At 68.5% G+C, this 17332-nt stretch carries 16 protein-coding genes and 1 riboswitch; of the genes, 5 read left to right on the top strand and 11 right to left on the bottom strand.

Annotated features, from left to right (window positions below):
- Window positions 1–35: 35 nt before the first annotated feature.
- From ACH34S_RS00150 to ACH34S_RS00100, 11 genes are all read right to left on the bottom strand, one after another.
- Entirely contained in the window at window positions 36–797 is a 762-nt protein-coding gene (locus ACH34S_RS00150) for a class I SAM-dependent methyltransferase (protein WP_395950263.1), read from the bottom strand.
- A gap of 26 nt (window positions 798–823) precedes the next feature.
- On the bottom strand, window positions 824–1870 hold the full coding sequence (locus ACH34S_RS00145; protein ID WP_395950262.1) for a hypothetical protein: 1047 nt from the start codon (window positions 1868–1870) through the stop codon (window positions 824–826).
- A 120-nt stretch (window positions 1871–1990) separates the two neighbouring features.
- Window positions 1991–2428 (bottom strand): SAM-dependent methyltransferase, encoded by a 438-nt coding sequence (locus ACH34S_RS00140; protein ID WP_395951404.1) that lies wholly within the window; start codon window positions 2426–2428, stop codon window positions 1991–1993.
- Complete coding sequence (locus ACH34S_RS00135; protein WP_395950261.1) at window positions 2428–2946, bottom strand: ATP-binding protein; 519 nt, start codon at window positions 2944–2946, stop codon at window positions 2428–2430. Before ACH34S_RS00135 ends, ACH34S_RS00140 begins: the two co-directional genes overlap by 1 nt.
- A gap of 427 nt (window positions 2947–3373) precedes the next feature.
- Complete coding sequence (locus tag ACH34S_RS00130; RefSeq protein WP_395950260.1) at window positions 3374–3850, bottom strand: hypothetical protein; 477 nt, start codon at window positions 3848–3850, stop codon at window positions 3374–3376.
- The gene (locus ACH34S_RS00125; RefSeq protein WP_395950259.1) at window positions 3847–4275 is read right to left on the bottom strand and encodes a hypothetical protein; all 429 of its coding nucleotides are present in this window, start codon (window positions 4273–4275) and stop codon (window positions 3847–3849) included. The genes ACH34S_RS00130 and ACH34S_RS00125 overlap by 4 nt, the downstream gene beginning before the upstream one ends.
- Window positions 4272–5288 (bottom strand): hypothetical protein, encoded by a 1017-nt coding sequence (locus ACH34S_RS00120; protein ID WP_395950258.1) that lies wholly within the window; start codon window positions 5286–5288, stop codon window positions 4272–4274. The genes ACH34S_RS00125 and ACH34S_RS00120 overlap by 4 nt, the downstream gene beginning before the upstream one ends.
- A gap of 7 nt (window positions 5289–5295) precedes the next feature.
- Window positions 5296–5631 carry a hypothetical protein gene (locus ACH34S_RS00115; RefSeq protein WP_395950257.1) on the bottom strand — a complete coding sequence of 112 codons (336 nt, stop codon included), beginning with the start codon at window positions 5629–5631 and terminating at the stop codon, window positions 5296–5298.
- Window positions 5628–6023 carry a YbaB/EbfC family nucleoid-associated protein gene (locus ACH34S_RS00110; protein WP_395950256.1) on the bottom strand — a complete coding sequence of 132 codons (396 nt, stop codon included), beginning with the start codon at window positions 6021–6023 and terminating at the stop codon, window positions 5628–5630. Before ACH34S_RS00110 ends, ACH34S_RS00115 begins: the two co-directional genes overlap by 4 nt.
- A 221-nt stretch (window positions 6024–6244) precedes the next feature.
- On the bottom strand, window positions 6245–7303 hold the full coding sequence (locus ACH34S_RS00105; protein ID WP_395950255.1) for a restriction endonuclease subunit S: 1059 nt from the start codon (window positions 7301–7303) through the stop codon (window positions 6245–6247).
- The gene (locus ACH34S_RS00100) at window positions 7296–8726 is read right to left on the bottom strand and encodes an N-6 DNA methylase (protein WP_395950254.1); all 1431 of its coding nucleotides are present in this window, start codon (window positions 8724–8726) and stop codon (window positions 7296–7298) included. Before ACH34S_RS00100 ends, ACH34S_RS00105 begins: the two co-directional genes overlap by 8 nt.
- Window positions 8727–8813: 87 nt before the next feature.
- Here ACH34S_RS00100 and ACH34S_RS00095 point away from each other — a divergent pair, with 87 nt between their 5' ends.
- The 5 genes from ACH34S_RS00095 (at window position 8814) to ACH34S_RS00075 (ending at window position 17319) form a co-directional block, all read left to right on the top strand.
- A complete protein-coding gene (locus tag ACH34S_RS00095) occupies window positions 8814–9968 on the top strand; it encodes a glycosyltransferase (RefSeq protein WP_395950253.1) in 1155 nt (384 codons plus the stop codon).
- A 69-nt stretch (window positions 9969–10037) separates the two neighbouring features.
- Window positions 10038–12128 (top strand): UvrD-helicase domain-containing protein, encoded by a 2091-nt coding sequence (locus ACH34S_RS00090; RefSeq protein WP_395950252.1) that lies wholly within the window; start codon window positions 10038–10040, stop codon window positions 12126–12128.
- A gap of 32 nt (window positions 12129–12160) precedes the next feature.
- Window positions 12161–12553: a DUF6221 family protein gene (locus ACH34S_RS00085; RefSeq protein ID WP_395950251.1), complete on the top strand. Its 393-nt coding sequence runs from the start codon at window positions 12161–12163 to the stop codon at window positions 12551–12553.
- 79 nt (window positions 12554–12632) lie between these two features.
- Window positions 12633–12713: riboswitch (S-adenosyl-L-homocysteine riboswitch) on the top strand.
- 20 nt (window positions 12714–12733) lie between these two features.
- Entirely contained in the window at window positions 12734–16333 is a 3600-nt protein-coding gene (metH, locus tag ACH34S_RS00080; RefSeq protein ID WP_395950250.1) for a methionine synthase, read from the top strand.
- A 104-nt stretch (window positions 16334–16437) separates the two neighbouring features.
- A complete protein-coding gene (locus ACH34S_RS00075) occupies window positions 16438–17319 on the top strand; it encodes a hypothetical protein (protein ID WP_395950249.1) in 882 nt (293 codons plus the stop codon).
- The last annotated feature ends 13 nt before the right edge of the window (window positions 17320–17332 follow it).

Raw genomic sequence — 17332 nt, 5'->3', positions numbered from 1 at the left:
CGGCCGACTCTACGCGCGGCGGCCCGCTCCGGTGGCTAGCGGGACTCCGCGATCAGGAGGAGGAAGATCGCCGTCGGGAAGCCACGGCGCCACCACGGGTCCTCGCGCATCTGCTCTTCCGTCGGATGCGGCTCGCGCAGGTCGGCGATGACGAATCCGGAGTCTCGGAGCGTTCCAGCATAGAACTCCAGCGGCCGGAGCCACGATGTCACCATCGACGGCGATTCGAGCCCGTCCACCAGGAACCGCTGGTCGATCCCCCGGGACGCGAAGTACTCCTCCGCCGGGATGCTGGCCGTCGCGCCGCGCTCGGAATGCTCCACGTAGAAGCAGGGGTGCAGAGTCAGCAGGATCAGCCGCCCGCCGCTCTTCAGCACCCGGCCGATCTCGCGGAGCGCGTCGGTCGGGTCCGGCAGGTGGCTGAACAGGTGGTTGCACACGACCAGGTCGAACGTCCCGTCCTCGAAGGGCAGGTCGTCGACGCTGGCGTAGGTGAACCTGGCCGTGCCCTCCGGCGACGGGTACGAGGCCGCCGCGTCCACCAGGCTCTGGCAGGCGTCGATGCCGTCGACGTCCGCGCCGGCGGCGGCCAGCGTGCGGGAGAGGTATCCCTCGCCGCAGCCCGCGTCCAGGACGCGCAGGCCCCCGGCGGGCCCGATGGCGTCGAGGACGGCGGCGTCGGTCAGCTCCGTCCGGTACCGGTCGCGGCGCTCCCTGATGACCTTGACCCAGTACTCCGCGTTGGCCTCCCATCGTTCCTGCGTCAGATTCGCGATGGCCTGCGCCGTGTCCTCCACCGGCTCCCCATTCTCCAAAAGCTGGTTCAGATTGTGCCCTTGAGCTTCCGAACCAGCGCGTTGCACGTCTGTCTGATCCTTCTGTCCCGGCAGTCGACTCCGCGCAGTTCCAGTGCCTGGATCAGTTCGACGATCTTCCCCCCGAACGCGGGGTCGCGTTTCAGCGCGAGCGGTATGTACGTCGACACCAGGTAGTAGAAATAGGCGTCGTTGTACACGGCGATCTCGCGTAACACCTCGGTGGCCGTATTGCGCAGCGACAGGGAGCTCGGCAGGGTGAAGTCGCTGCTCAGCCGGCTGTCCCGGGCGTAGGTCGGGAACGCCCATTCCTCCAGCGCCGCGTACACGGGCGTCGTCTCCAGCTCCCTGCGGTACCGCTCCGCCAGCTCGACGTCGTCGGAGTTGATCAGGAAGCCCATGATGACGCCGCGCGTCGTGAACGCCGTCTGCCGGGCGGGCACGTCGAAGCCGAGATCGGCCTCGATCGCGTCGGTCACCTTGCTGACCTGATGCGCGATGACGTTGACCGCCAGGATCGAATGGAACGAGTAGTTCTTGCGGTTCAGCCGGGGAGCCAGCTCGACCGAGGAATCGCAGAGGATCTTCGGGTCCTGCAGGATGCCCCGGCCGGGCTCGTCGGAGAAGACGAGTTCGAGGGCGCGGTCCGGCTCGCTTCCCCAGAAGCGGGCGATGAAGGACGACGTCTTCTGGGTCGACTCCCCACGGACGATGCACAGCGCCGCCTCAAGCGCGTTCAGCAGGTGCTGCTGCGGGACGGGCGCGTTCTCCAGGGCGTTCAGGTCGACGGAGAGCCCGACGTCTTCCAGGTCCCCGATGAGGATGTCGCGCCTTCTGTGGACGGCATGCGACATCGAGTACTCGGCGATTCCCGGGATGGAGGCCATGAGGCTCTGCAGGGACCGTCCGCTGACCCGGTCGAGCCATTCGACGTTGTCCCACAGCCGGAACACGGTGCTCTCGTCGAGCCCGGAGAAGGCCGCGACGTCGGACATGTTGAGGCCCATGTCCTTGGTGATCTCGGAGAGTGACTTCGGCTCGCCGTCGGCGGTCATCGCTCGCCCTAGATGTGGCACTTGTTGGCACTTTGATCGTACCGAAGCGCCGGGCATACCGGGCGAGGTGATCGCGGTTGTGTTCGTTCTGTCATCGAGGGCGGTGAGCATGGCGGGCGGTCACTCCGCCCGCGCGGCGTCGCCGCCGAGGTCAGAGAGGTGGCCGTGGTGTGCGGGCGCGGGGAGCCCGCAACCAGGGTCCGGGAACCGCCGCGGCCCGGTGTGCTGGGCGTGCGGCGCGGCGGCGATGTCCAGGATGCCCCTGTACGCCTGGACAAGCCGGCCCGCGCTGGCGCACCTGCGCAGCGCCCTTTCGGCGAGTTCCCGGCCGGCGGCGTAGGTGCCTTCGCCGCCGGAGAATGTGTCGACCGAACGGCTCTCGCTCGGACGGATCGTGTTCGGACGGATGTCGCGCGCACGAACGTCGCGCGCACGGGTCCTGTAGCGGTGGGCGACGCCGGGGGCCGACGCGTTGAGCAGCGGCCCGCGGGCGTCCGCCTCGTCCTCCCGCGGGCCGGGCGCTGACCGTTCGGTCAGGCTCGGCGTCGGCCCCAGCATCACGGCAGTCGCCACCCTTCCCGGACGCCCACCCCGAACCAGAACGTCGCCCCGTTCTTGCTCCGGTGGGTGCCGAAATCGGTGGCGAGCGCCTTCATGAGAAGGAGCCCCCGCCCGTGCACCGGCAGGGGTTCCTTGGGCGCACGCGGCTGGCCGGGCGCGGCGCCGCCGTCGGTCACCTCGACACGGACGTACCGGTCGAGATGCATGACGGACAGCGTGATCGTCCCGTCCGGGCGCGGCCTCGCGTGCAGCACCGAATTGGTCATGGCCTCGCTGGTGAGGAGTTCCAGGTCGCCGAGCTCGGACCGGTTGGCGCCGAAATGCTGCCCCACGAGTTCCCGGACATAGGATCTCGCGAGCCGCACGGCGGCCGGGGTCGCGGCGAGATCGATCTCGCCGATCAGCCGCCCGCAGGATTTGCCGTTGTTCCAGGCGGATGGGATTCCGAGCTCCAGCGAAGGGGCGGGCGCCGGGACCAGAACCGGCGTCCCTGTCCACGCGTCAGATGCGTTCATGGCGGCGTTGGCTTCACGTCTCCGTGTCGGGCTGTATGCGAACATGTGTTCTTCGGCCTGGAGGAAGTGAACTTTTCTCATCCGGTGCGCGGAAGCCGTGGTCGGCCCCGGTCGCCCTGGATGAAAAGCGTTCAGTGGACGTGGGAGTGAAACAACACACACTCTGACGTACCGCACCCGCGCCAGTCACCGCCTCTTGCACGCATGCAAGAGCCTTGCCACACGCTGCGAACGGTCACCTTCCGTCCTTGATCCGCCACGCACTGGAAGACGAACTCCAGTGACCGCGCGTACGGCCCGATGATCACGACTCGGTTCGGGATTAAGCCTGCACAAGAACAAGACGCACAACCGGGTCAGGGACCGGATCTCGCTGCGGTCCCTGCTCCGCTGGTGGGCGTGAACCTCACGCCCACCAGCGCATGTCCTAGCCGGAGTTTTTGAATACGCCCACAATGAAGGCGATGATTTCGAAGGTCATCAAGGCCCCCATGACGTACGCCGCGAACCGAAGTGGTCCTCTGCGACCCGGTACCTGCTGCGGAGGCGGTCCCAGATTGGGGCGTACGGAGACGCTCGGTGAGGCGGCGTAATCCAGCCGGGTCACCTCGCCCTCCCGGATTTCCAGTTTCACGGTCACGGAGTCGCCCAGGTCACCCAGGCTGGCCTGGAGAGCCTCGGAACCCTTCGACTGCATGGTGAGCTCATACTGCCCGGGGAGCAGTGGGTAGTGCCAAACCCCCCAGCCACAGGGAACCATCTCTCCGTCGATGGTCGCGCGGGGCTCTCGATTGTCGATCACGTTCCCGGGTTGTTTGCTCACGAGACCGATCAGAATGGACCGTGTGGTGTCCAGTTCCAGTGCACCATACCCTGGCTGAGTGGCGACGGAGATCGCATTCATCGGATTGCCCTTCCCAGTAAGATCAGGCCACCCGCCAGCAGGACAGGCGGTATGATAATGCCGATCATATAGAGAAACGACAGGAAGTTGAGGTAAATGAGTCGACGTGGCTGACGAGTGAGCTGAACGGCGTATGGGACTGGTCCGAGGTCATAGTATTCGACAGTGAGGTCGGAGAGTGAACCTCTTTTTAGGTCGACGTCGATGTTTACCGGTGGGGTGGAGTTCAGTGTTATCCGGTGGGGGGCGACTTCCGTCCGGTAGTACCAGTTTCCCCAGCCGCCAGGAACGGTCTCTCCGTCGATGGAGCAGCCGGGGAAAGCGGTGTCCTGGCCACTGCTGGTGAGTCGAAGCACGACCGCGCCTTGCCGCTGTCCGAGTCTGTACGGCCTGATCCGGCGGAACGATTTTGCTTCGACTGTCATGGCTTCCCATCGATCGGCGTCTCAGGATTAAGGAGTTCGCTGAGACTCTTTCCACCGGAACTCTGCTCTTCTGAATCGTCGCCGGCCATCCCGATTCCCTGATCGATGGCCCAACCGGCGTTCTTGAATGTCCCGTCCTGAGCGCTCGCGCCGGCGATTCCCCCGATTCTCCCTGCGCTCAGCGGGTAACTGGTGCCGGGCACATGCTTTATCGCATCGCTGCCTTTTGTGATCATCTTTCTGCCAGGAGTTGAGCGGGCGAAGCTAGCTCCAGCCTTGCCGATGGCCTGCTGTACGCGGCGAAGCAACTGGATGAGGCGCTGCATGATCTGTCGAACCTGGTTGATGAAGCGTGTCACCCTGCTGACGGCGACGGCGCTTTCCGCCGCGGTGGCGCCGACGGCCGCGGCCTCCGACGCGCCCAGTGTGGCGGGAGCCGCGGCCTGGGCTGTCAGCCAGGTGATGATGAGCCATTCCACGAACTGAGCGATGATGCCCAACACAACGCCTTGGGCCACGTCCATGAGCGATTTGCTGACATCGAAAAACCGCTTGAGGTTCGTGACCTCTCCGGCGACCTGATTGACGCCCTGGGCGAACTCGGTGAGCCGTTTATGGGCCGCCGCGCCCGCGGTCCCCGACCACTGGGCCAGTTCGGCGTCGGTGGCCTTCTGGATCTCAGTCGCCAGCTTGGCGAGGTCCTGTCCGGCTTCGGCCCATTTGTCGGCGTCGGCGCCCAGCCGTTCGCCGTTGCCGGTAACGAGCCCGAGGGCGTCCTCCAGCGGCTGGACGACGTCGACCAGGAACCCGAGCCCCGCACCGATCAGCCAACCCAGCGGGTCGATCCCAATGGCGACACCGTGGATGCCCAACTCGGTCAGGGATCCGGTGACGTCGTTCCATTGCCCCTCGGTTATGGAGCTGCCGATCTTGATGGCGGGCTCGGCTAGAGGGATGTCCTTGCCGGGGTCGAACTTGACGGGTCCGCCAGAGAAGGGGGTGTTCTCGGACACGGATCCGTCACCCGTTCTCGATCGCGTCAAGGTCCTTGGCGACCTTGGACAGATGCTTGATGATGGCCTGGTCAGCGGCGTCGTAGTGCTCTGCGGACTTGTCGAGTGCCTGGCTGCTCTTCCCTAGGAACTCGGCGATCGAGTCCAAGGAGAGGTAGACGGACTCGGACAGTTCCTGGTACTTCCCGGGCAGCCCGACGGCGTGGCCGAGCAGGCCCCAGAGGCGGTCGTCCACGTCGGCCTGATGGGCGGCGGCCCGAATGCTCGACGCGGCGTCGGAGAGGGCGTCCATCCGCTTGGCGGCGTTGCGAAGCGCGTTCTTGTCGACCCCGAATTCCGTCACCGGCTGCGCTCCGGTCCAGCAGCGTCCCCGTCGAGCGAAATCTCCGGGAGCCGTGCATTGACCATGCCGACCACATCGAACTCGTCGCCGACGGTGTCCTGCACTCGTTCGGCGAGCTGCAGTGCCGCCTTTGCGGCGGCCTGCCGGATGGTCTCCATCAGCAGGTGCTCGAGCTCTCCGCTGCTCCTGCGCACCGCGCGGGCCGAGAGCTCGATGTTCTTGACGGCGCCGCTCGGCAGCACCGTCACCTTCACGGTCTCGTCATCGGATGTCACCGTGCATTCGAGATCGGCAATGTCCGCTCTGAGCTGCCGATACTTCCTGATTCTTTCCCCGGCTCGCCCTTCCAGCTTCGAGATGAACTCGTCGGGCTCGGTGCCATTGGACGTCACGATGTTTCTCCGTAGAGGCAACGGGTGGGGGCGGGGTTCATCAAAGCGTATTGGTTTTAGTCAAAATCGGTCAACAGAACCGCAAGATGATCAGTCGACCTGCGATCTTTTGGGTGAAGGGTGGTGCAATGAAGGGATGTGTCCCGATTTGGCGAGGGGTGATTCTCTAAATCGGTGGACCGAAACCTGGGTCGATGGCAGCTGGTGTGCGCCGTCGCTGGTCAGGCGGTTGGTGTGGGAATCAGGGCGGGGAGGAGCGTGTCGCGGAGGGCCGCGAGGGTTCTGTTCTCGATGGTGGCGGCGCCGACGCGTTGGGCCAGGGAGGTGGTGAGCTGGTTGAAGGCGCGCACGCGGTCGTCGCCCGGCCACGGAACCTCGTAGGCCGCGAGGTCAGGCCACCCGGCGCGCGGCATGCGGGTGCCGTCGCCGACGGCGGATGCGTGTGCCACGACCTCGTCGCTCGACAGTGCTGCGAGCAGCCAGCCCCGATGGATCCGCTGGTTCGGACGGACGACGAGGATGTCCGTCGACGCGACGCCGCCGACAAAGGCGAGGCCGACCTTGTGGAAATGGGGGCGGAGTCGTCCGAACAGGACGTCGCCGGGGTCGAATCGTCGCTTCGCGCTGATCACGTTGGAGGAGTCCGTCCACGACGTGAGCCACATGTGGCGTTTCGGCATGTGTTCGAGCGCGACGTAATGCTCGTCCCGGCCGATCCGCCCCGCTGGGGTGTTCGACCGCACCAGTGACCCCAGCCGGTCGATCCTGGCCGAGGCCGTGGCCGTGGCTGCGAATTCCTCATAGCGGGCGCGGACGAGTTCGTCGGCCAGTCCCGCGATGCGCTCGTTGGTGGCGATCTTGTCGTCGAGGGCGGCGAGGACGGCCGCCGCCGAATCCTGCTCCGCGCGGGTCATCCGAGTCACGGTGAGCCGGCTCAGAATGGCCTGCGTGAGCAGCGGCTGGCCCGAGCCGATCCGGAACCGGTTCAGGTCGAGCCTTTTCAGCAGGTAGTAAATGTAGCGGGGGTTCACGCCGTTCTTCGCCGTGGCGATGATGGCGTTGTCGGTGACCCAGCAGGGCTCCCGGCTGTAATGGACGGCGCCGCAGTAGGAGCCGACGCGTCCGACAATGCTCGCGTGGGCTTGGGCGTTGAAATGGCCGGACGCGCCGATGACGCCATTGGCGCCGTAGGTCCGGTAGGCCGTGCCGTTCCCGCCGGCGTGTGACTTTCCGTTCGAGAACGCGACGATCTCGCCGAGCGTTGCCTGCCCGTCACGCATCCGGGAGCCCGCCCAGCCGCCCCAGCTCCGTCCGGACGACCTGGTCGAGCCGAGCCGACTCCTCGAACTGCGCGAACAACTCTTTGGTGAGGCGCTCGACCTTGTCGGTGATGGGCTCGTCGCCCGTGGCCGCCTTCGCGGTCCCGACATAGCGTCCTGGGCTGAGGACGTGGTCACGGGAGCGGATCTCGTCCAGCCCGGCCGCGTAGCAGAAGCCCGGTACATCGGCGTAGGCGCCGTCCCGCCATGAGCGGTAAGTGCCGGCGATGCTGGCAATATCGGCGTCGGTGAAGACGCGTTCGGTGCGGTCGATCATCGTGCCCATGGCGCGCGCGTCGATGAACAACACCTGGTTCCGCGTGTCCTCGCGTTTGTCGAGGAACCAGAGGCACGCCGGAATGGGCGTGCTCCGGAAAAGCCGTCCCGGCAACGCGACGATGCACGACACCAGGCCCGCCTCCACCATCGCGGCGCGGATGCCGAGTTCGGCCGACTGCCTGGACGACATCGACCCGTTCGCCATCACCACGCCCGCGGTGCCCCGCGGGCCCAGCTTGGCGACGATGTGCTGTATCCACGCGAAATTGGCGTTCGTCGCGGGCGGGACCCCGAAGCGCCAGCGCGGATCGGCGGTGTCCCGGTACCAGTCCGACATGTTGAACGGCGGATTGGCGAGCACGTAATCGGCCTGGAGTTCCGGGTGCGCGTCCTCGTAGAAGGTGTCGCCCCATCGCGCGGAAAGGTCGCCGGAGATGCCGTGCACGGCCAGGTTCATCTTCGCCAGGCGCCATGTCCGCTCGTTCGCCTCCTGACCGTGGACGGCGATGTCGTCCAGCCGTCCCCGATGGCTCCGGACGAACTTCTCCGCCTGCACGAACATTCCGCCCGACCCGCAGCACGGGTCGTAAACGCGTCCTTTGAACGGCTCCAGGATCTCGACCAGGACCTTCACCACGCTGGAGGGCGTGTAGAATTCCCCGCCGCGCTTCCCCTCCGCCCGAGCGAATTTCTCTAGAAAGTACTCATAAACTTCACCGAGCACGTCGCGTGCCGACTTCCCGCCGTGCCCGCTGAATCGCACGTCGCCGATCAGATCGACCAGCTCGCCGAGGCGGCGCTGGTCGACCCCGTCCCGCCCGAAATGCTTCGGAAGGACGCCCGCGAGCATGGGATCGGCGCACATGACCGCGTCCATGGCCGCGTCGATCGCGGTACCGATCGTCCCCGAACGGGTCTGCGCGGCGAGGTCCGCCCACCGCGCCCCGCGCGGGACCCGGAAGCCGCTCTCGCCTGACGAGTCGGACACATATTTGAGGAACACGAGTCCCAGCACGAAATCCCGGTAATGCGCCGCGTCAACGGATCCCCGCAGCTTGTCGGCGGCCTTCCAGAGAACCTCCTTGAGGTCCGGCTCGGTGCTCATGGACCGATTCTCCCGCGCCGGGCGCGCCCGCCACGCCATGCCGCGCCTATTGGACGGGCGCCACGCTCCGGTGCGAGGCTGCCCGGCGTGGTGGTCCTCGGCGTTCTGGCAATGGCCGCGCTGGTGGGCTGGCTGTACCTGGCCTTCGGCCACGGCGGTTTCTGGAAGGCCGGCCCGCCGCTCCCGCCGGGCACGGACCCGCCCGGTTGGCCGGACGTGGTTGCCGTCGTCCCGGCCCGGGACGAGGCGGCCGTGCTCCCGGACACCCTGCCGACCCTGCTGGAACAGCACTATCCAGGCGATTTCCGCGTGATCCTGGTCGACGACGGGAGCAGCGACGGCACCGCCGAAACAGCGAAGCGCCTAGCAGGCGAGCGTCCCAATTTCCGCATCGTTGGCGCGCGGAACCGTCCCGATGGCTGGGCGGGGAAGGTATGGGCGATGTCGGAAGGCGTCCGCGCGGCGGGCGAACCGGAATTCCTCCTCTTCACCGACGCCGACATCGCCTACGCGCCCGGAACCGTGACGAACCTCGTCCGCGCCGCCACGTCCGAAGAACGCACTCTCGTGTCGCAGATGGCGACCCTGAGCACCCGCACCGGCTGGGAGCGCCTGCTCGTCCCCGCCTTCGTGTACTTTTTCGCGCAGCTCTACCCGTTCCGCCGCGTCACCCGCGACGGGACGCGCACCGCCGCCGCGGCGGGCGGCTGCATGCTCGTCCGCCGCACCGCCCTCGCGCACGCGGGCGGCCTCACCGCGATCAAGGGCGCGCTCATCGACGACGTCGCACTCGGACGCCTCATCAAGCGCAACGGCGGACGATGCCGCCTGGACCTGAGCCGCGACGTCGTCAGCCGCCGCCCCTACCCGAACTTCTCCGGCCTGTGGGCGATGGTCGCCCGCAGCGCCTACCACCAGCTCCGCTACTCACCGGCCCTGCTGGCGGGCACCGTCCTGACCCTGCTCCTGATGTACGCGGCCCCACCCGCCGCGACCCTGGCAGGCCTCACGGGCCTGGCCCTGGGCACGGACAACGCCGCGCTGACCGCCGCAACAGGCGCCCTCGCCTGGACGATCATGACCGCCACCTACACCCCCATGCTCCGCTTCTACGGCCTCGCACCCCTGCGCGCCCTGACCCTGCCCCTCGTGGCCCTGATGTACGCGGCCATGACCATCGACTCGGCCCGCAGGCACCGCACCGGCAAGGGCGGCGCCTGGAAGGGCCGGACGGCCCCGTAAAAGGGACTGTCGCCCGGCAATCATTGTTGCTATGTGTAGTACTCCGTACCTTTTTGACAGGGGTGGGCGATGGCGGCCGGCGGATCGGCGGGGGAACGGGCACGCCGCATCCGCGAGGAGGCGATGCGGCTGCAGCGCCTGGCCCGGGAGGCGCACCGGCAGGCCGCCCGCTGGGAGGCCGCGAGCGAGGCCGAGCAGCAGGTCGCCGCCACGCTGATGTCCCTCACCGCCACCGGCTGGCACCTGCTCGTCGACCGGGAGTGGCCCGGGACGTCCGCCGCGAACGTCGACATGATCCTGATCGGGCCGCCCGGCGTGTTCGTCATCGACGTCAAACGGTGGCGCGACCCGCCCGCCGTCATCCGCGGCCGCCTGCACCGGGGCGAGGAGCCCTGCGACGACGAGGCCCGCAAGCTCCTGAACCTGACCCGGACGGTCGAGGATCGCGCGGCCGACCTGGGCCTGTCGCCCGTCGCGCTGAAGCCCACGATGATCTTCGCTGGGCACCGGCTCGACGCGCGGGCGGGCGGCGTCCGCCTGCTGGGCCAGATGGACGCCATCCCGGCGCTGCTCGGGGAGCCGGACCAGCTCCAGCCGGCGATGATCCGCGCGATGTCCCGCCACCTGGCCGAGCACTTCCGCGAACACGCGTTGACGTCCCTCGACCAGCCTTCCGCGTCCGCGCCGCCAGGCCGGTCCGAGGCGGACGGCGACGCGCTGTTCGACGTCGAGGACGTGGAGCGCGCCGCGTCGGAAGCGGTTCTCCAGGCGCCGATCGAGCGGTGGATGACGTTCCTGCATCCGGAGCAGGTGTCGATCGTCCGGCGCGACTGGAGCGGACCGGCCCGCATCAGCGGCCCCGCCGGCACCGGCAAGACCGTCGTGGGCCTGCACCGGGCCGCCCACCTGGCCGGACGCACGACCGGCCGCATCCTGTACGTCACCTTCGCCAACAACCTGCCGCGCGTGCAGTGCCGCCTGTTCGCGACGATGGCGTCGGCGTTCGCCGAACGCGTCGACTTCACCAGCCTGCACACCTGGGCCCGGACGTTCCTGGACGCCCGCGGCGTCCGCCTCCACCTCGACGGGAGCCGCGCGGACGACGCCTTCTCCCGCGCCTGGGTGAGCGCGGGCCGCGACAGCGTCCTGCCGGAGATCGACGCCACGCCCGGCTACTGGCGCGAGGAGATCGACTACGTGATCAAGGGGCGTGGCCTGACGTCCCTGGAGGAGTACCGCACGGTCGCGCGGCCGGGCCGCCGCACCGCCCTGCGGACCGCGCATCGCGAGGCCGTCTGGCTGCTGTACGAGGAGTACGAGCTGCTGCTCGCCGAACGCGGCGTCTGCGACTTCAACGACGTCCTGCTGGCGGCGCTCGCCGAACTGACCGAACGTCCCGCCGAACTCCCCTACGCGGCGGTGATCGTGGACGAGGTCCAGGACCTCACGCTCACCGGCGTCCGGCTGCTGCACGCCCTCGTCGGGGACGGCCCCAACGGGCTGCTGCTCATCGGCGACGGCCAGCAGGCGGTGTATCCGGGCGGGTTCAGGCTCGCCGACGCCGGTATCCGGATCAAGGGCCGCGGGGCGGTGCTGCGGACCAACTACCGCAACGGCGCGGCGATCCTGGACACCGCGCTGGAGCTGGTGTCCGGCGACCCGTTCGACGACCTGGAGGGGCCGAGCCCGAACGGCCGCCGGGCGGTGGACGCGACCTACCGCGACGGCCGGGTCCTGCGGGTGGACGCCGCCGACGCCGCCGACCACGACCGCCGCCTCATCGCCGCGATCAACGACCTGACCGCCCCGGACGGGACGTCCTCGCTGGCCGGTGCGGCGGTCCTGTGCCGGTCGCGCCGCGACATCGACCACTACCACCGCTGCCTGCGCCGCGCCGGGATCCCCGTCCTGCGGCTGGAGCGCTACGACGGGCGTCCCGTCGAGGCCGTCAAGCTCGGCACCTACCGTCGCGCCAAGGGCCTTGAGTTCAAGCAGGTGTTCCTGCCGCACCATGACGCCGACGTCGCCGCCGCGATTCCGGCCGACCCGGACGATCCCGCCGGTCAGGAGCGCTCGGAGCTGGCACGGCGGCAGCTGTTCGTCGCGATGACCCGGGCCCGCGACCTGCTCTGGCTCGGCTCGGTCGCGGCTCCTCGCTGACGTTCGTCCCTCGCAGCGGGCAGGATGGCCCCATGGACTTGGTGGAGTTCCTCCGCGATCGCCTGGCCAGGGACGAGCAGATCGCCCAGGCGTGCGCGGGCGCCCCCTGGAAGGCCGCGCCGTCTGGGACGGTCAACACCGACATCTCCGAAGGCGAGGACGAGGCCGAGCCCGCGTTCGTGGCGACGGCGGAGAACGGGGCGTACGCCGAGCACATCGCGCGGCATGACCCGTCCCGGACGCTGCGTGTGGTCGCCGCCGCGCGCCAGATCGTCGACGACTACGAGAAAGAGACCTGGATCCTCACCCAGGGCAACCGGGCTCCTGAGGTCGAGGCGGCCCATGCCGCGCGAGAGTCCGTGCTGCGTCTGCTCGCCCTCCCGTACGCCGCCCACCCCGCTTACCAGGAGGAATGGCGTCCGTGACGCGGCGTCCTGACGCCGGAGCGATGATCAATAGGGGACGCGCCTGACACATCGGACCGATGGCCTGTAACCTCGATGGGGAGCCGAGAGGCGCTGCAACGGGCGAAGGCCCGCCACGCTCGGCTCCGGACCACCGGATCAACAAGGGCGCCTCCCATCTGAACTGGGAGGTGCTTGGAAATGACCGAGAACACACTTCGCGAGCTTCTGGACCAGCGGATCGTCGTCATCGACGGCGCGCTCGGCACGATGCTCCAGGGCGTTGGCCTTGGGCCGGACGACTACCGCGGCGACCTCATCGGCGGCGACCATCCGAAGGACGTCACCGGCGACCCCGACCTGCTGAACCTGACCCGCCCCGACGTGATCCTGGACATCCACCGGCAGTACCTCGACGCCGGTGCCGACATCGCCACCACCAACACGTTCACGGCGACGAGCATCGGCCAGGCCGACTACGGGCTGGAGAGCCTCGTCCACGACATGAACGTCCAGGGCGCCCGGCTGGCCCGCCAGGCCGCCGACGAGGCGGGCGGACGCTTCGTCGCAGGCTCCGTCGGCCCCCTGAACGTCACCCTGTCCATCTCGCCCAACGTCGATGACCCGGCCTTCCGCGCCGTCACGTTCGACCAGGTCAAGGCCGCCTACGCGGAGCAGATCCGCGGGCTCGCCGAGGGCGGCGTCGACCTCCTGCTCATCGAGACGATCTTCGACACGCTGAACGCGAAGGCCGCGATCGCCGCGGCCCGCGAGGTCGCCCCGCACCTGCCACTGTGGATCTCGCTGTTCGTCGACGTGTCCCGGCGGACGCTCTCCGGCCAGACCGTCGAGGCGTTCTGGCGTTCCGTCCAGCACGCCGAGCCGCTCGTCATCGGCCTGAACTGCTCGCTCGGCGCCGACGAGATGCGTCCCCACGTCGAGGAACTGGCCCGCATCGCCGGCACCTACACCGCGAGCTATCCGAACGCGGGCCTGCCGAACGCGTTCGGCGGCTACGACCAGACGCCCGACGAGACCGGCGAGAAGCTCGGCGAGTTCGCCGCGTCCGGCCTGGTCAACGCGGTCGGCGGCTGCTGCGGGACGACCCCCGATCACATCGCCAGCGTCGCCGCGGCCGTCCAGGGGAAGGCGCCCCGCGAGCGGGCGAAGCCCGGCCGCGCGCCCCGCTTCAGCGGGCTCGAGCCGTTCGAGATCGGCGCCGACACCGGCTTCGTCATGATCGGCGAGCGCACCAACGTCACCGGGTCCAAGCGGTTCCGCAAACTCATCGAGGCGGGCGACCACCAGGGCGCGGTCGACGTCGCGCTCGAACAGGTCCGCGGCGGCGCGAACCTCCTCGACGTCAACATGGACGCCGACCTGCTCGACAGCGAGCGGGAGATGACCACGTTCCTGAACCTGATCGCGACCGAGCCCGAGGTGGCCCGCATCCCGATCATGGTGGACAGCTCGCGGTGGAGCGTGCTGGAGGCGGGGCTGAAGACCGTCCAGGGCAAGGGCGTCGTCAACTCGATCAGCCTGAAAGAGGGCGAGGGCCCGTTCCTGGAGCAGGCCCGCCGCATCCGCGACTTCGGCGCCGGCGTCGTCGTCATGGCCTTCGACGAGAGAGGCCAGGCCGACACGACCGAGCGCAAGGTCGAGATCTGCGGGCGCGCCTACGACCTGCTCACCCAGAAGGCCGGTTTCCCCGCCGAGGACATCATCTTCGACCCGAACGTCCTCGCCGTCGCGACCGGCATCTCCGAGCACAACGGCTACGCGAAGGCCTTCATCGACGCGCTGCCGCTCATCAAGGAGCGCTGCCCCGGCGCCCGCACCAGCGGCGGCATCTCCAACCTGTCGTTCTCCTTCCGCGGCAACGAGATCGTCCGCGAGGCGATGCACTCGGCGTTCCTGCTGCACGCCGTCCGCGCCGGGCTCGACATGGGCATCGTCAACGCGGGCCAGCTCGCCGTCTACGAGGACATCCCCGCCGACCTGCTCGAACTCGTCGAGGACGTGCTGTTCGACCGCCGTCCCGACGCGACCGACCGGCTCGTGTCGTTCGCCGAGAACGTCAAGGGCAAGGGCACCAAGCGCGAGGTCGACCTCTCCTGGCGGGAGGCGCCCGTCGCCGAGCGCCTCTCGCACGCGCTCGTCCACGGCATCATCGACTTCATCGAGGAGGACACCGAGGAGGCCCGCGCGCAGGCCGCCCGCCCCCTCGACGTCATCGAGGGCCCGCTGATGGACGGCATGAAGGTCGTCGGCGACCTGTTCGGCTCCGGCAAGATGTTCCTGCCCCAGGTGGTCAAGAGCGCCCGCGTCATGAAGCGCTCCGTCGCCTACCTGGAGCCCTTCATGGAGAAGGAGAAGCAGGATGCGCTCCGCGCCGGCCGGATCCTGTCCGAGCGCGGCCAGGGCAAGATCGTCCTCGCGACGGTCAAGGGCGACGTGCACGACATCGGCAAGAACATCGTCGGCGTCGTCCTCGGCTGCAACAACTACGACGTGGTCGACCTCGGCGTGATGGTCCCCGCCGCCAAGATCCTCGACACGGCCGTCGAGGAGGGCGCCGACGCCGTCGGCCTGTCCGGCCTGATCACCCCGTCGCTGGACGAGATGGTCTCCGTGGCCTCCGAGATGGAGCGCCGCGGCCTGCGGCTGCCGCTGCTGATCGGCGGCGCGACGACGTCCCGGCAGCACACCGCCGTGAAGATCGCGCCCGCCTACGAGGCGACGACGGTCCACGTCCTGGACGCCTCCCGTGTCGTCGGCGTCGTCTCCGACCTCCTCGACGAGGGTCGCGCCGAGACGCTCGCCGCCGCCAACCGCGCCGAGCAGGCCAGGCTCCGCGAGCTGCACGAGAACAAGCAGCGCACCCCGCTCCTCACCATCGCGAAGGCGCGCGCGAACCCCGAGAAGGTCGACTTCACCGACCTGCCGACCCCCGACTTCACGGGCGTCCGGGTCGTCCAGCCCGACCTGGCCACGATCCGCGAGATGATCGACTGGCAGTTCTTCTTCCTCGCGTGGGAGCTGAAGGGCAAGTACCCGGCGATCCTCGACCAGCCCGTCGCCCGCGAGCTGTTCGACGAGGGCAACGAGCTGCTCGACCAGATCGTCGCCAACAAGTCGTTCGAGGCCCACGGCGCCTACGGTTTCTGGCCCGCGCACTCCGACGGCGACGACATCGTCCTGCCGCAGGCCCGCTTCCCGATGCTGCGCCAGCAGACCGCCAAGCCGGCGGGCCGCCCGAACCGCTGCCTCGCCGACTACATCGCCCCGTCCGGCGACCACCTCGGCGGCTTCGCCGTGACGATCCTCGGCGCCGAAGACCTCGCCGCCAAGTACGAGGAAGACAACGACGACTACAAGGCCATCATGGTCAAGGCCCTCGCCGACCGGCTCGCCGAGGCGTTCGCCGAGTACATCCACCTGGAGGCGCGCCGCGCCTGGTTCGAGCCCGGCGCCGACCCCGCCCTGGAAGACCTGCACGCCGAACGCTTCCGCGGCATCCGCCCCGCCCTCGGCTACCCGGCGAGCCCCGACCACAGCCTGAAGGAAACCCTCTTCGACCTGCTGGACGCCAACCGCCTCGGCATGAAGCTCACCGAGTCGTTCGCGATGACCCCCGCCGCCAGCGTCAGCGGCCTGATCTTCGCGCACCCGTCGTCCCGCTACTTCACGGTCGGCCGCGTCGGCAAGGACCAGATCGAGGACTACGCCGCCCGCTGCGGCCTCCCGGTCCCCGAGGTCGAACGCTGGCTGGCCCCCAACCTCGCCTACGACCCGTCCTGACATGTCCTAAATAAGACCCATATAAATAGGTCGCTGTTCGAATTTTCTTCCGTCGCGTTCGATAAAACGGCGCGTAATGCTCCGGTCACGGATAGTCTTCAGTCATGCCCACGAAAGAGCATGAGCTGCCGCTGGAGATGGTCCGGAACCGGCCGCAGCTCGCCCCCACGATCCTGCGGACCATCTTCGGCATAGACCTGCCCCAGGAGGCGCCGGCGTCGCTGGCTTCCGAGGCCGCTGCAGGGATGAACCCCGCCGAGCTGCGCTGTGACGCCACCGTTCTCCTGAACGGCCCTGAGGCCCCGACCTGGGGAATCATCGTCGAATCGCAGCTGCGCCACGACAAGGAGAAGTCCTTCAGCTGGCCCGGGTACCTGGCCTTGCTGCGGGGCCGACACAAGTGCCCGGTGATCCTGCTGGTGTTCTGCCCCGACAGCGCCACCGCCCGCGCCTGCGCCAAGCCGATCGACATGGGACACCCCGAATGGGTGCTCAAGCCCCTGACCTTCCACCCCGGCATGCTGCCCCCGGTCACCGACGTCGACGAGGCCCGCCGACTCCCCGAACTCTCGGTCCTCAGCACCCCCGTCCACTCCGACGGACCACACGCCAAGGCCGTCCTGACCAGCGTCGCCGCGGCAATCGACGCCCTCAACAGGGACAGCGGTGAGTTGTACGATGACTACTTGAAGGGGCGGCTTTCCGAAGCCGCCCGCGAGATCCTGGAGGAGATCGTGAAGACCGCCGGCTACGAGTGGCAGTCCGACTTCGCCAAATCCCACATCGCCCGGGGCCGCGCCGAAGGCCGCGCCGAGGGCCGCGCCGAGGGCGAGGCGGAGATGCTTTTGCGCGTGTTGGCGGGGCGCGGCATCGCCGTCTCGGACGAGATCCGTGAGCGCATCGTCGGCTGCACCGACATCGAGCAGCTGCTGCATTGGGGCGAGCGCGCCGGCGTCATCGACTCCGCCGAGGAGCTCTTCGACTGACACCCGTCGGGGC

The sequence above is a fragment of the Actinomadura sp. 3N508 genome (assembly GCF_044326375.1).
GTDB lineage: Bacteria > Actinomycetota > Actinomycetes > Streptosporangiales > Streptosporangiaceae > Spirillospora.
Note: the sequence above shows the minus strand (reverse complement) of the source record. Positions and strands in the feature narration are given on the sequence as shown.